This is a genomic window from Xanthomonas citri pv. citri (genome assembly GCF_000961215.1).
Taxonomy (GTDB): domain Bacteria; phylum Pseudomonadota; class Gammaproteobacteria; order Xanthomonadales; family Xanthomonadaceae; genus Xanthomonas; species Xanthomonas cissicola.
On the sequence record NZ_CP008998.1, the window covers coordinates 3,371,409 to 3,384,862 of the forward strand.

Annotated in this window: 10 protein-coding genes and 1 pseudogene; 2 read left to right on the forward strand and 9 right to left on the reverse strand. The window is 64.8% G+C overall.

Annotation, left to right across the window (positions count from 1 at the left end; genetic code table 11):
• Positions 1–559: 559 nt before the first annotated feature.
• Positions 560–1,264: an HAD family hydrolase gene (locus AMD14_RS15085; RefSeq protein ID WP_015472421.1), complete on the reverse strand. Its 705-nt coding sequence runs from the start codon at positions 1,262–1,264 to the stop codon at positions 560–562.
• Positions 1,265–1,453: 189 nt separating this feature from the next.
• Here AMD14_RS15085 and AMD14_RS15090 point away from each other — a divergent pair, with 189 nt between their 5' ends.
• On the forward strand, positions 1,454–2,263 hold the full coding sequence (locus AMD14_RS15090; RefSeq protein ID WP_040107649.1) for an ankyrin repeat domain-containing protein: 810 nt from the start codon (positions 1,454–1,456) through the stop codon (positions 2,261–2,263).
• A gap of 36 nt (positions 2,264–2,299) precedes the next feature.
• Positions 2,300–3,487 carry a Tle-like phospholipase domain-containing protein gene (locus tag AMD14_RS15095; RefSeq protein ID WP_011051896.1) on the forward strand — a complete coding sequence of 396 codons (1,188 nt, stop codon included), beginning with the start codon at positions 2,300–2,302 and terminating at the stop codon, positions 3,485–3,487.
• 334 nt (positions 3,488–3,821) lie between these two features.
• Here the strand turns inward: AMD14_RS15095 and AMD14_RS15100 are convergent, their stop codons facing one another.
• The 8 genes and pseudogenes from AMD14_RS15100 to paoA form a co-directional block, all read right to left on the reverse strand.
• Positions 3,822–5,072, reverse strand: a complete 1,251-nt coding sequence (locus AMD14_RS15100) for a DUF819 family protein (RefSeq protein WP_011051897.1) — start codon at positions 5,070–5,072, stop codon at positions 3,822–3,824.
• 167 nt (positions 5,073–5,239) lie between these two features.
• Entirely contained in the window at positions 5,240–5,455 is a 216-nt protein-coding gene (locus AMD14_RS15105; RefSeq protein WP_011051898.1) for a hypothetical protein, read from the reverse strand.
• 660 nt (positions 5,456–6,115) lie between these two features.
• A complete protein-coding gene (locus AMD14_RS15115) occupies positions 6,116–6,724 on the reverse strand; it encodes a nucleotidyltransferase family protein (protein ID WP_015463436.1) in 609 nt (202 codons plus the stop codon).
• Between the two features lie 205 nt (positions 6,725–6,929).
• A protein-coding gene (locus AMD14_RS15120; protein WP_087943923.1) for an IS3-like element ISXac2 family transposase occupies positions 6,930–8,017 on the reverse strand; the annotation gives its coding sequence in 2 pieces (ribosomal slippage) (positions 6,930–7,765 and positions 7,765–8,017; 1,089 coding nt in all).
• A gap of 314 nt (positions 8,018–8,331) precedes the next feature.
• Positions 8,332–9,334 (reverse strand): annotated as a pseudogene (locus AMD14_RS15130) (XdhC family protein).
• Positions 9,331–11,538 carry an aldehyde oxidoreductase molybdenum-binding subunit PaoC gene (gene paoC, locus AMD14_RS15135; RefSeq protein ID WP_015463437.1) on the reverse strand — a complete coding sequence of 736 codons (2,208 nt, stop codon included), beginning with the start codon at positions 11,536–11,538 and terminating at the stop codon, positions 9,331–9,333. The pseudogene AMD14_RS15130 and the gene paoC overlap by 4 nt, the downstream one beginning before the upstream one ends.
• 1 nt (position 11,539) lies before the next feature.
• A complete protein-coding gene (locus AMD14_RS15140) occupies positions 11,540–12,490 on the reverse strand; it encodes an FAD binding domain-containing protein (protein WP_011051903.1) in 951 nt (316 codons plus the stop codon).
• Positions 12,487–13,137, reverse strand: coding sequence for an aldehyde dehydrogenase iron-sulfur subunit PaoA (gene paoA, locus AMD14_RS15145; RefSeq protein WP_015463438.1), 651 nt, complete (start codon positions 13,135–13,137; stop codon positions 12,487–12,489). The genes AMD14_RS15140 and paoA overlap by 4 nt, the downstream gene beginning before the upstream one ends.
• Positions 13,138–13,454 lie beyond the last annotated feature (317 nt).

The window sequence follows — 13,454 nt, forward strand, 5'->3', positions numbered from 1 at the left end:
GGTCCCGCGCCTGTGGGCGGGCAAGGACCAGTCGAGTTGGTCGGTATCCTTGGCGCAAGCAGCGCATCGCACGATCAATCAACGAGATTGCGTGTTAAGTCGGTCGATGTCTGTCGCCGCGCTTATCGGATGTCGTGGCCAATAGATCCTCAGCAGCCCAATCGGGCCATGCAGCATTTGTTCGTCGCAGTGAACTGCTTTTCGTTCGCTGTCAGCCAACTCGCTGGTGCGGTGTCCTCACCGATTGTGGGACCGTTGGCGGCATGGATGCCGCCATCGAGCCCCCAGGGACGGGTTAACGGCGTGTCCCGCAAGGGGTGAGGGCACCGCGCACTCGACTAGCCGAGCTTTCGACTGCATCTAAACCGGACCATGATTCGAATCACTGTTACTTGACATGATCGGACAGTGCAGCAGATCCACAGCTGAGTTACGGCTCTGCGCGCTTCTGCAGCGCCCTTGGTTGCATGAATGACACGCAAGAACGTCCATGGACGGATCCACTATGTGTCGCGCAAGCGCTGAGTACCCCGCACACTCCGCTCACCAAGCTATCGCCTTACCCGGCGCGCTTTTGCGCCAGCAGCGCAAACAACGCAGGCAAATCACGCATATCGTCGAACACCTCAAGCACACCGATGCGGCGCAAGGTATCGCCATGCCCCGGTGGAATGTGGCTCGCACCGGCAAACCCCACCACCTGCATGCCGGCCGTCACGGCCGCCGTTGCACCGGTCGGGCTGTCTTCGATGACCAGACAACGCTCCGGTGCGACCCCGGCGGTGCGTGCCGCCAGCAGATACACGTCCGGTGCCGGCTTGGGCCGCTCCACCATGTCGGCGCTGAAAATACGTCCCGCCGCACGTGCGGTGAGCCCGGCCCGTTCCACCGAGGCAATCACATTGTGGCGCCGGCTATTGGAGGCGACCGCCAACGGCAGCGGAATCTGCTCCAACGCCTCGCGTACGCCTGCGATCGGCTGCACCTGCGCCTGGATCAATGCCTCGCTGCGCACCTGGATCTGCGCCAGTAACGTCTCCGGCAACCGCAGCGCAAAGCGCTCTTCCACCCGCCGCAACACCTCGCGTGTGGTCTGCCCGAAGGTGGTTTCCAGCAGATGTTCCAGCGGCTCGCTTGGCACGAAAGACGCCAGCGCCTCACGCATTACCCGGTCGGCCAATATCTCGCTGTCGACAAGAACGCCATCACAGTCACTGATCAGTAGCTCGTACGCCATTGCACCCATCTGCTCGCAAAGCGCCATTATGCCGGCCCCGGTGTGACCGTCGGCTGTGGGGCAGCAGGCTGTGGCGATGGATACCGTCGCCGCTCGCGGCATGCGCGCTGCCAGGACAGGCGGCCCCGAGCATGCGGCCCGCCCTGCCGTCATGTCACGAAATCTTACCGCAAGCGATTTTTGCAGCTGCTAGGATCTGCCCCGCTGCGGCGGGACTTGCCGCAGCGTCATCAGGAATGCGATCAGGAGAAGGAGATTTCGATGCAACCGCGATTCCCCGCCCTGCTCGTTCTTGCGACCTCGTTTTTCGCGGTCTCATGCACCGCCTCGCCCGGTGCCAAGGAGCAAACCACCATGTCAGCTACGCTGCAGGACCACACCGTCGCCTTCCGCGACCCCGCCCTGACCGATATCGCCAGAGCCATTGCGCACGGTGATGTTGCCCGGATCAAGGCGCTCGCCCCTACCGTCGATCTCGCCGCGCATGGCGATCAAAACGTCACCTTGCTCGAATGGGCCATCTGGAACGAACAGCCGCGCGCCTTGGCGGCATTGCTCGATGCAGGCGCAGATCCATCATTACCCGGCATGGACCAGGAAACGGTCGTGCACATGGCCGCCATGGCTCAGGACCCGGAATATCTGCAGATCCTGTTGCAGCACAAGGCGCCGATCGATGTCGTCAGCGCGCGTGCGGGCTGGACGCCGCTGTTTCGCGCGATGCAGAGCAAGCGCGATGCGCAGATCGATTTGCTGATCAAGGCCGGTGCGGATGTACAGCGCGTCGACCACACCGGCAACAGCCTGCTGCACCTTGCAGCGCAAAGTGGTGCAGCTAGCCCTGCAGTGCTCACCTTGCTCAACGCCGGTGTCGATCCCGCCGTGCGCAATGCCCAGCAGAAGACCTTCCAGGCGTATTTCTTCACCACGCCGGATCGTCTGCTCAATGCCAGCGGCCAGCAGGTGAGATCGGAGGTGCGCGCGTGGTTGAACGCCCACAACATTCCCGTGGAAAGCAGCCGCTAAGCGCGCTTTTCGCATGACGAACGCAAGGAGCCGCGCATGAGCCCGTCAGAATCCTCTTCTTCTTCCACCCCGTTCGCAGAATCGATGCGCGGGCAACAACCGCACCCGGAGGACCGCCAGTTCCCCGCGATGCTGCAAGACCTCTACGCCACCGCCGCCCAACGACGCGAAGGCGGCGCCGAAACCTTTGCCGCCTTGCCCAACGGCTGGTGGCGCATGGACGACCGCGCGCTGCAGCAGGCAGGCATCGACCCTGCCCTGCTGCACGACGCCAAGAGCGGCTTCGACGCCGCGTTCTATCGCAATGATCAGGGGCAGGTGGTGCTGGGCTTCTGCGGCACCGACGAAGGCAAGGATTGGAAGCACAACATCGGCCAGGGCCTGGGCTTGGACGATGCGCAATACGCTTCGGCGATCCAGCTCGGCAGCCAGGCCAAACAGGCGTTCGGCGACCAGGTGGTGATCAGCGGGCATTCGCTGGGTGGCGGCCTGGCCGCGGCGTCGGCAATGGTCAACGACATTCCGGCGGTGACCTATAACGCTGCCGGCGTCAACGACCGCACGCTGGAGCGCCAAGGTCTGGATGCATCGGCGGCCAAGGATTACGCCAATAGCGAATTGATCCGCGGCTACCACGTCAAGAACGAAATCCTGACCCATCTGCAGGAAGACAGCATCCCGCTCAAATGGGCCATGCCCAATGCGGCCGGTCATCAGATCGAACTGCCGGAGCCGGACCCGTTGTCCTTCGGCCAGCGTCTGGTGCCGGGCATGATGCTCAAGCATCGGCTGGATCTGCACGGCATCGATTCGGTGATGAAGGCGCAGGACATGCAGTTGCAGGGCCAGGCGCGCGGCAACGCATTGCAGCCCGGCAGCCAGCTGTTCAACGACGCGGTAGTGAAACTGGATGGACAACGCGACCGCCTGGGTCTGCGCGACGACACCGCGTTTCTCAATACCGCCGCCAGCGTGGCCGCGCGTGCAGGCAACGATGGCCTGCAGCGCATCGATCACCTGGTGCCCAACCGTGATGGCGACAGCCTGATCGCGGTTCAGGGCCGCATGGACGACCCGGCCCATCTGCGCAGCCATGTGCAGACGGCGTCCGCAGCCAACGAGCCGGCCCAGACCAATGTCAGCCAGTTGCAACAGCACAATCAGCAACACACCCAGCAGCCGCCGCAACAGCAGCAAGAGCAGCGTCGGGTGATTCAGCAGTAATGCTCCGGTGGCCCGCGCACTGCCGCGGGCCACTCTTTGTCAACGCACGCGGCCGGCGACAGCGCGTCAAGGCTTGCGCATGATCGCTGCCGGCGTCGCGTAGCGGACGGTGTTTCGGGAATGGCCCGCGCATTTGAACCATGGCGCGACGTTATTGACACCGTGTCATAGGAGTCGTCAGCCGATCGCGAACGGTGCGCAGAGCGGCGTGCCTGGCGCGGTACATAGCGCAACGCCGAGCATCGCCCAACATCGCCCAGCCGCGCTGGCGATTGCACGCAGCGAGATACCGCACCCAGTCGCTTAATCGTGGCGCTGCAGATCGCGGCGCGCATTATCCAGCGCCCGCCATCGCCCGCAAAGTGATGCCGACCAGATATGCCAGATAGGTGCCGGTGGCGTAGCCCATCGTGCCCAGCAACACACCCACCGGCGCCAGTGCCGGGTGAAACGCCGAGGCAACCACCGGCGCGGAGGCTGGGCCGCCGATATTGGATTGCGAGCCGATCGCAAAGTAGAAGAACGGCACCCGCAACAACCGGCCAAAACCCCATAACACGGCAATGTGCACGGCAATCCAGATCAGGCCAAGCAGCAACAACCATGGCCGGTCCAGCAGCGCCAGCAGGTCCATCTGCATGCCGATGCAGGCGATCAGGAAATACAGCAGCAAGGTGCCGATTTTGGACGCGCCTGCGCCCTCCAGCGTGCGTGCGCGGGTGAAGCTCAGCAGCAGGCCCAGGCTGGTCGCCAGCACCACCACCCACACGAACGGCGTGTCCAGACTGAACTGGCTGGCCCAATGCAACTGCGCCTTGCACCACGCGGCGAGAGGATTGGCCAGGGCATGCGCAAGGCCGACACCGCCGAACGCCACCGCCACGATCACCATCAGGTCGGCCAAGCTGGGAATGCGCGCATGCTCGGCCTGGAAGCGCGCCATGCGCTCGCGCAAGGCATCCAGCGCCCGGGTGTCGGCACCGCTGCGTGCATCGATCTTGCGCGCGCGGCCGGCCAGGAAGATCAGCGTCGCCATCCACACATAGCCCACGCCGACATCGACCACCGCGAACTGCCCGAACGTGGTTGCGTCCACATCGAACACTTCGCGCATCGCCAGCATGTTGGCGCCGCCGCCGATCCAGCTGCCCGCCAGCGCTGCCATGCCGGCCCAGGTATCGCCGGCCACGGTGGCCGGATGCAGCCAGCGCATCACCCAGAACGCCACCACCGCACCCAGCATGATGCTCAGCGATGCGGCCAGATACATCGCGACCAGCTTGGGGCCGAGCCGCAGGATCGCGCGCAGGTCGATGCTCAGGGTCAGCAGGATCAACGCGGCAGGCAGCAGCACGTCACGGGCGATCGGGTCGTACAACCGTGTGCCGGCACCGTCGATCAAACCGGCCGTGTTGTAGATGCCTGGCAGCAAATAACACAGCAACAAGGCCGGCACCAACGCGTAGAAACGCCGCCAGAACCCTTGTTCGCGCGCGGCTGTCCAGAACACCGCGCCCAGGGTGGCGGCGATCAGGCCGAACACGACAATATCGTTTTGAATCAGCGCAGCACCGGCAGCATTCACGACAGGCGGATATCCAGGAAAGTAGCCGCCAGAGCGCGGACCGGACCAAGGTGGCCGATGCCTCGAATCTAGCCGACCCGGACGTCTGCGCAAACCCGGCACAGCGGCGCACAGCCGCCACTGTCGGCAATGACGTACTGCAGCAAACAGCCGCGTTCCTTACGGCCTCAGCCGTAGCGCCGCACCACCCGATCGCCGCCGCCGGTGTTGACCACCACGCCGCTGGGCTGGCCGGTGGTCAGGCAGTGCAGCTTTGCCATCAATTCGGCAAAGTCCAGGGCGCCCTGCTCGCGCAGATACCGCAACCGCGACCAGTGCGGGCGGGTCACCCACCAGCCGCCCTGTGCGGGATGGATGCGTACGACATAACGAGACTCGTCCATCAGGCCTCCGGCCAGTGCGCATAGCGGTCGAGCGAGGCGCACGGGGCATAGGCCCGCAGTGCGCGAGGAATGGGAACGCCTTCTCTCGTGCGGTATGCCGGCGTGCCCTTACTCAAGGGGCCGCGGGAGAGTAGCCAATGGCCCCGCGTCCGGCATAGCCAGGATGTTCTTTTATGCATGCCAATGCCGTCGGGCTGACACTGGCAGGGCGGTAGGAAAATTCTTACGTGACACACATCACGTCCAACGCTACATTCGGTCAGGACCGGTGAACGCCGCGTCATCAGTCATCGTCAGACGAGCGTGGACGATGCGCAGTGGGTGATCAGTCGCTCTTGAAGACGGCCTCTGGGGAGGGGTTGCATGCATCTGCTGAGGAAATTCCAGTTCTCGATCAAGACCGCCATGGTGATTGGCTATGTGTTGGTGATCAGGGAAGCGGTTGTGTTGTGGTCGTAAGGCTGCGGCACGGTCGAACGCGTCGGCCCGGCATGTCGCTTGGCGGGCTGCAAAGGATAGGTAACGCGCCTGGACCGGTGTCGGTGATCGACACCGATGACGCCAGCGTGCGTGCAGTGACCATGCCCGCCGCTTACGGTGCGGCCGCCGCGCTATGGTGTCAGGCTGCCAGGGATTTGCGCGCATACCCGTCATGGCGTCTCACTCCGCATCGACCCAGCCGCGCTGCTGCGCGGTGGCCAGATCGGCCGGCGTGTCGATATCCAGCGCCAACGCCGGGGCGCTGACGCACCCCAGGCTCTGCATATCCAGGCTGGCGAACAGGCCGCGCAGGCCGCTATCGGCCTGCAATGGCACATCCGCCCAAGCCGTATGCGTGACCACCGCGGGAATGCCGCGCACGCCGCTGTAGCCACTGGTGGCGCATCCGGAGACGGCGCGATCGGCTTCTTCCAGCAGGGAGCGCAAATGCGGGGCATCCAGCGCAGGCTGATCGCACCCCAGGATCAGGCTGCGTCGCAATGCCGGGTCGCCCTGCACATGCCGACGCAACGCGGCCAGGCTGGAGCCCATGCCCTCGGACCAATCGGGATGCCGGAGTATTTCGATATCCAGATCCTGCAACACCTCGCTCAACGTATCGGCGTCGGCACCCAGCACGACCACGCAGCGGCGTGGCGCAGTCAGTAATGCAATGCGTGCGGCGCGGCGCAGCAACGGCTCGCCATCGCGCATCAGCAGTTGCTTCGAGCGGCCAAGCCGGCGCCCTGCTCCGGCGCCCAGCACCAGCGCCGCGTGATCGCCACTCATGTGCCGCACGCTGCTGGCATGGCGGCAGCCGCGTGCGGTGCTGGTTGCGAGACGGTGGGAGCGTGGCGCGTTCCGGCGTAGTCACCACGTGCGCAATGGTTGGTGGCGAAGAAGCTAAGGCGAACAGCATTACGCGATACGTCGACGTGGGGATCTGGAACAGGGGTGGTAATCCCCCCACTTCTAGCGGTCGCCAGAAGTGGAGCTAAGCGGCCATCGCCAACTTCATGGCAGGCGTGATGCCGCCGAGCGCCATATTCGGGCGCTCGTGGTTGTACGTCCATAGCCAGCGGGTGGCTTTGTCCTGCACCTGGTCGATGGTGTCGAACAGGGTGCGGGCGAGCCAGGCGTAGCGGATGGTGCGGTTGTAGCGTTCAACGTAGGCGTTCTGCTGTGGCTTGCCCGGCTGGATGTGCTCGACCCGGATGCCAAGCCGCTGTGCCCAGGACAGCAACGCGCCACTGATGTATTCAGGGCCGTTGTCGCAGCGGATCACGGCGGGCTTGCCGCGCCACTCGATGATCTGCTCCAGCGATCGGATCACCCGGGCTGACGGCAGCGACAGATCCACCTCGATCCCCAGCCCCTCGCGATTGAAGTCGTCGAGCACATTGAACAGCCGGAAGCTGCGGCCGTCGGCCAACTGGTCGTGCATGAAGTCCATCGACCAGACCTGGTTGATGGCCTCCGGCACCGCCAGAGGCTCGGGCCGCTCACGCACCAGCCGCTTCTTCGGCTTGATCCGCAGGTTCAACTCCAGCTCGCGGTAGATCCGGTAGACCCGCTTGTGATTCCAGCCAAAGCCCTTCACGTTGCGCAGGTACAGGTAGCACAGGCCAAAGCCCCAGTCGCGATGGGCGCTCGTCAGGCGGACCAGCCAGTCGGCGATCCGGGCGTTCTGCTCGCTGGCCTTGGCCTGGTAGCGGAAGCAGGTCTGGCTCACCGCGAAGGTCTGGCAGGCGTGGCGGATGTTCGTGCGCCCGCTCGTGACTGCCGATTGGGCCATCTCGCGTCGCTGAGATGGCCTCACCATTTTTTTGCGAGCGCTTCCTTCAGCAGGTCGGTACTGAGCTGCGCCTCGGCGTACATCTTCTTGAGCCGGCGGTTCTCCTCCTCCAACTCCTTCATGCGTGCGACCATGGACACGTCCATGCCGCCGAACTTGCTACGCCACTTGTAGAACGTGGCCGAGCTGATGCCGTGCTCGCGGCACAGCTCCGGCACGGGCGCACCGGCCTGGGCCTGCTTGAGCACGGCGATGATCTGGCTGTCGGTAAAGCGGGACTTCTTCATGGAACCTCCTCGGGAAAGGGTACGAGAAAATTCCACTTCTGGCGTCTGCTAATGGGCGGGGGGATTACCGGGTCATGGCGACGTACTGCTTGAATGGAAGACCGCTGCAGCCTAGAGCGCCAGCTGTGCGTGCAAGGTGACCGACCTTTGCGTGCGCTGTCCATACATCGGCGAAGGCCTGCCAATGGCGATGCAGATTGCGGCGTGCTGTCGCAGGCCAGCGACGATAGTGCTCGGAAGCAGCCGTGTTTCACTCGACCGGCTGCAAGGCGCCTTGATGACTGACGCACGCGGCAGAAGCAGCTAGCGATTTATCAGCTTGCGGTAACGGCCTGCACATCTGCCACCGCCTGCATGGCTTCGGCGATGACGCCGAGCGCGATGGTATGCGGCGAGGAGCGTCCCATGCGCCAGCCCGCCGGCAAACGCAGACGCGCGAGCGAGGTGTCGCTATACCCCAGCGCACGCAGCGCCTGTAGACGACCTTCGCGCTTTTGCCGGCTGCCGAGGATGCCGATGCAGGCGACGGGGGACGCCAAGCCGCGCCGCGCAACCTGCAGGTCGATCTCGGCATCGTGGGCCAGGCTGTACAGTGCGCTATCGGCATCCAGATGCAGATCCCGCAGTGCATCGCCCAGCGCACGTCGGTCGTAGTGCTCGGGCGCCAATCCTGGCGGCGGTTCCCCCGGACCATGCGGCCGCAACACGCGCACTTCGATGCCCATCTGGCTGGCCAACGACACCAGCGCCAGTAGCGACGGGTCGGCGCCAACCAGCACCAGCCGTAGCGGCGGACGATGGGTGCGCACGAATTCGCCCGCACGCGCGTCCTGTGCATGTGCTAGGTAACGCACCATGCCGGAGGCACGATCCAAGGCCACATGAAATGCGCGCCGATGCTGGCGCGCGTTACGCCAACGCGCGAGGTGCTCGCCCAGATCCGGCACCGGCCACACCAGCACGCCGATGCGCCCCCCCGCAGCTGAGCTGGATGTCCAGCACTTGGCTGCCTTCGCCATAGTCCAGCCAGCGCGGCTGACCATCGCGCAGCGCTGCCATGGCTTCATGCGCCACCGCCGCTTCGACGCAGCCGCCTGAGACATAGCCTGCCACGCGCCCGTCGGCGCTGATGGCCATCTCGCTCCCCAACGGGCGGGGTGAGGAGCCTTGCACATCGATCAAGGTCGCCATCGCCACGCGCTGCCCGGCGCGCTGCCATGCGCTCAGCGTTGGCAGCAAATCGTCGAGCAACGCGTAGCCCGGCCATGCCGGCCACGCCGGCGGCGCATGCGTGACGGGGGCAACGAGCGCGCTCACGCGCGCAGCATCTCGGGCAGGTGCGGCAGCAGTTTGTCGAGGGTGACCGGGTAGTCGCGCACACGCACGCCGGTTGCGTTGTAGACCGCATTGGCGATCGCCGCTGCCACGCCGCAGATACCCAGCTCGCCCACGCCCTTGGCCTTCATCGGCGACGACAACGGGTCGTTTTCTTCCAGGAACACCACCTCCTGATGCGGGATATCCGCATGCACCGGCACTTCATAGCCGGCCAGGTCGTGGTTGACGAAGAAGCCCAGGCGTTTGTCCACTGCCAGCTCTTCCATCAGTGCCGCGCCGGCGCCCATGGTCATGCCGCCGATGACCTGGCTGCGTGCGGATTTGGGATTGAGGATGCGCCCCGCGGCGCACACGGCAAGCATGCGCCGGATGCGCACTTCGGCGGTTGCGATATCCACGCCCACTTCGACGAAATGCGCGCCGAACGTGGAGAGCTGGTGCGTTTTGCTGAGGTCGCCGAATTCGATCTTGTCTTCCACCACCAGCGCGCCATTGGCCGCGGCATCGCCGAGCGCAACGCGCTTGCCGCCGGCACGCACATAGCCATCGGCAAACTCGGCACTGGCCGGATCCAGGCCCAGTTGCTTGGCCACCGCTTCGCGCAATTTGACTGCGGCTGCATAGACGCCTGCGGTAGAACTGTTCGCGCCCCACTGCCCGCCGGAGCCTGCAGAGGCCGGAAAGCTCGAATCGCCCAGGAGCACATCGACCCAGTTGAGTGGGACGCCCAGCATTTCCGCAGCGGTCTGCGCAATGATGGTGTAGGAGCCGGTCCCGATATCGGTCATGTCGGTTTCCACCACCACGCGTCCGCCCTGCTCCAGCCGCATGCGTGCGCCGGAGGTCATGACCGGCGCGTTGCGAAATGCCGCCGCAACACCCATGCCGACCAGCCAACGACCATCGCGCGTACTGGCCGGCTTGGCCTTGCGCTTGGACCACCCGAATCGCCTTGCGCCATCTTCCAGGCACGTGACCAGCTGACGCTGCGAGAACGGTCGCTGCGGATTTTCCGGGTCCACCTGGGTGTCGTTGACGATGCGGAACTTGACCGGGTCCATGTCGAGCTTTTCGGCCATCTCGTCCATGGCGATTTCCAACGCCATCAACCCTGGTGCCTCGCCCGGCGCGCGCATGGCGTTGCCTTCGGGCAGATCGAGCACGGCCAGACGGGTCGTGATCAGGCGGTTAGCACCGGCGTAGAGCAATTGCGTCTGCGCGGCGGCGATTTCCGGGCTGCCGTCGGGCAAGTCGCCCGACCAGCTTTCATGCGCGATCGCCGTGAGCTTGCCGTCGCGCCCGGCCGCAAGCCGGATGCGTTGCAGCGTGGCCGGGCGGTGGGTGGTGTTATTGGCGATCAGCGGCCGCGGCAACATCACCTTGACCGGCAGTCCGACCTGACGCGCGGCCAGCGATGCCAGCACTGCATCGGCACGCAGGAACAGCTTGCCGCCGAAACCGCCGCCGACGTACGGCGACATGATCCGCACGTTCTCGCGCGGGATGCCCAGCGTCCTGGCCAGATCGCCGGCTCCCCAGTTGATCATCTGATTGGAGGTCCACACGCTGAGCTTGTCGCCATCCCACATCGCGATGGAAGCGTGCGGCTCCATCATCGCGTGCGAATGATCGGGTGTGCTGTATTCGGCATCCAGTTGCACTGGCGCCGTCGCGAAGGCAGCGTCGAAGTTGCCGACGTTGCTGTTGGGCGCGTCGCCCTTCTTGGTCACCGTGGCGCCGGCGCGGGCCTTTTCCAGGTCGTAGGCGCCCACGTGACGGCCGTAATCGACCTTGATCAACTGGCCGGCCGCACGCGCCTGCTCGAAGGTCTCCGCCACCACCACTGCAATGGCCTGGTGGTAATGCGCGATCTCGGGTCCGCCCAAGAGCTTGGCGGTGTTGAACTTGCCCTTTTGCAGCTTGCCGGCGTTCTGCGCAGTCACGATGCCCAGCACGCCTGGCGCCTTGCGTGCCGCACTCAGATCGATACTGCGGATGGTGCCCTTGGCGATGCCTGCGCCCACCACATGCCCGTAAGCGGCTTGGCCCGGCAAGTCATGATGTTCGTAGGCATACGGCGCCTGCCCGGTGGTCTTGAGTGGCCCGTCGATACGGTCGACGGGCTTGCCGACGACCGTAAGCTGATCGATGGGATTGGTGCCGGCGGGAGTGTCGAATTTCATATCAGGCCCTCGTGTCGGCCAAGATCGCGGTCAAGGTGCGCTCAACCAGCGGCACCTTGAATGCGTTGTGTTCGGTGGGCCGTGCGCCGTCGAGCAGCACGGACGCAATGGCGCGGGCACCCTCCTTCGATCTGGCTTCGGCGGCTTCGCTGCGCCATGGCTTGTGCGCGACGCCGCCGACTGCGACGCGTGCGCTGCCATCGCGCTGGACGACGGCGGCCACCGACACCAGGGCGAAAGCATACGAGGCACGGTCGCGCACCTTGCGATACACATGCGTGCCACCGAGCGGCTTGGGCAAGGTGACGGCGGTGATCAATTCGCCGCGCTCCAGCACGGTTTCCAGATGCGGCGTCGTTCCCGGTGCACGGTAGAACTCGGACAAGGCCACGGCGCGTGTCTGGCCATCCGGGCGCACCGTTTCCACGACCGCATCGAGCAGGCGCATGGCAATGGCCATATCGCTGGGATGGGTGGCGATGCACGCCTCGCTGGCACCAATCACTGCCAGTTGACGGTTATAGCCGCCGATGGCCGCGCAGCCGCTGCCAGGCAGTCGCTTGTTGCATGGCTGGTTGGTGTCGTAGAAATAGGGACAACGCGTCCGTTGCAGCAGGTTGCCTGCCGTGGTCGCACGGTTGCGCAGTTGTCCCGAGGCACCGGCCAGCAATGCGCGCGACAACACGGCGTAATCGCGGCGCACGCGCTGGTCGGCCGCCAGATCGGTGTTGCGCACCAATGCGCCGATGCGCAGGCCGCCCTCAGGCGTGGCGTCGATGGTATCCAGGCTCAGGCCGTTGACATCGATCAGGTGCGACGGTGTTTCGATCTGCAGCTTCATCAGATCGAGCAGGTTGGTCCCGCCTGCGATGAACTTGGCACCGGGCTGGCGCGCGGCCTTGGCGGCGGCATCGGCTGGCGAGCTGGCCCGTTCGTAGCTAAAGGCTTTCATGCGCGGCCTCCGGCAACATCGTCGATGGCTTCGACGATGTTGGAGTACGCACCACAACGGCAGATATTGCCACTCATGCGTTCCTGCAATTCCGGCGTGGTGAGTCTGAGCTTGCCGGTGAGGTCTTCGGTGACATGGCTGGGGATCCCGCGCTTCACCTCGTCCAGCACGGCCACTGCCGAACAGATCTGCCCGGGCGTGCAGTAGCCGCATTGGTAGCCATCGTGCTTGACGAACGCCGCCTGCATGGGGTGCAGCTTGTCCGGCGTGCCCAGCCCTTCGATGGTGGTGACCTTGGCGCCCTCGTGCATCACTGCCAGCGACAGGCACGCGTTCATGCGTTGCCCGTCGACGATGACCGTACATGCGCCGCACTGGCCGTGATCGCAGCCCTTCTTGGTGCCAGTGAGATGCAGATGTTCGCGCAGCGCATCCAGCAAGGTGGTGCGGTTATCCAGCGTCAGCGTGACCGGTTTGCCGTTCACCTCGAAGCCGACCTGGCTGGATGCATTGGCGGGCTCGCTTGCGGGCCGCTGCGACATCGCAGTGGCGGCGGTGGCGGTCATCGATTGGGTTGCGGCAACGCTGGCTGCGGATGCCGTCCCCGCGATCAGCACCTCGCGACGGGTCATCTTGATGTCTCTCATGGCTGGCATCTCCAACAATGCTGGCTTTTACAGTTCTCAATCAATGTGCAGCGCTGCTGGTCACAAGCGCGTGAGTGCGCGGCCGCGACTGCGGGCGTGACGCAGTGCATTGCCCGATTCTAGTTCCCGCTTTTGTCCGCATTAGCGCTGGTGGCTGCATGCGCCTATGAAAGACGCTCATCACTGCGAGTCACCAACCCATGCGCCGATGACGTTGGAGTCGGACGGGCCGGCCGAACAGTTTCTTGAATGTTGCGCGTGCAGCACGTGGGTTGGCCGCAGTGAAGGAAGCGAAGAAACCCGAGGAGTATTGGTTG

Excerpts from the sequence above, each read along its gene's own strand:
- AMD14_RS15085 (WP_015472421.1), bottom strand. The coding sequence starts at position 1,264 with ATGGCGCTTTGCGAGCAGATGGGTGCAATGGCGTACGAGCTACTGATC.
- AMD14_RS15095 (WP_011051896.1), top strand. The coding sequence starts at position 2,300 with ATGAGCCCGTCAGAATCCTCTTCTTCTTCCACCCCGTTCGCAGAATCG.
- AMD14_RS15105 (WP_011051898.1), bottom strand. The coding sequence starts at position 5,455 with ATGGACGAGTCTCGTTATGTCGTACGCATCCATCCCGCACAGGGCGGC.
- AMD14_RS15115 (WP_015463436.1), bottom strand. The coding sequence starts at position 6,724 with ATGAGTGGCGATCACGCGGCGCTGGTGCTGGGCGCCGGAGCAGGGCGC.
- paoC (WP_015463437.1), bottom strand. The coding sequence starts at position 11,538 with ATGAAATTCGACACTCCCGCCGGCACCAATCCCATCGATCAGCTTACG.
- AMD14_RS15140 (WP_011051903.1), bottom strand. The coding sequence starts at position 12,490 with ATGAAAGCCTTTAGCTACGAACGGGCCAGCTCGCCAGCCGATGCCGCC.
- paoA (WP_015463438.1), bottom strand. The coding sequence starts at position 13,137 with ATGAGAGACATCAAGATGACCCGTCGCGAGGTGCTGATCGCGGGGACG.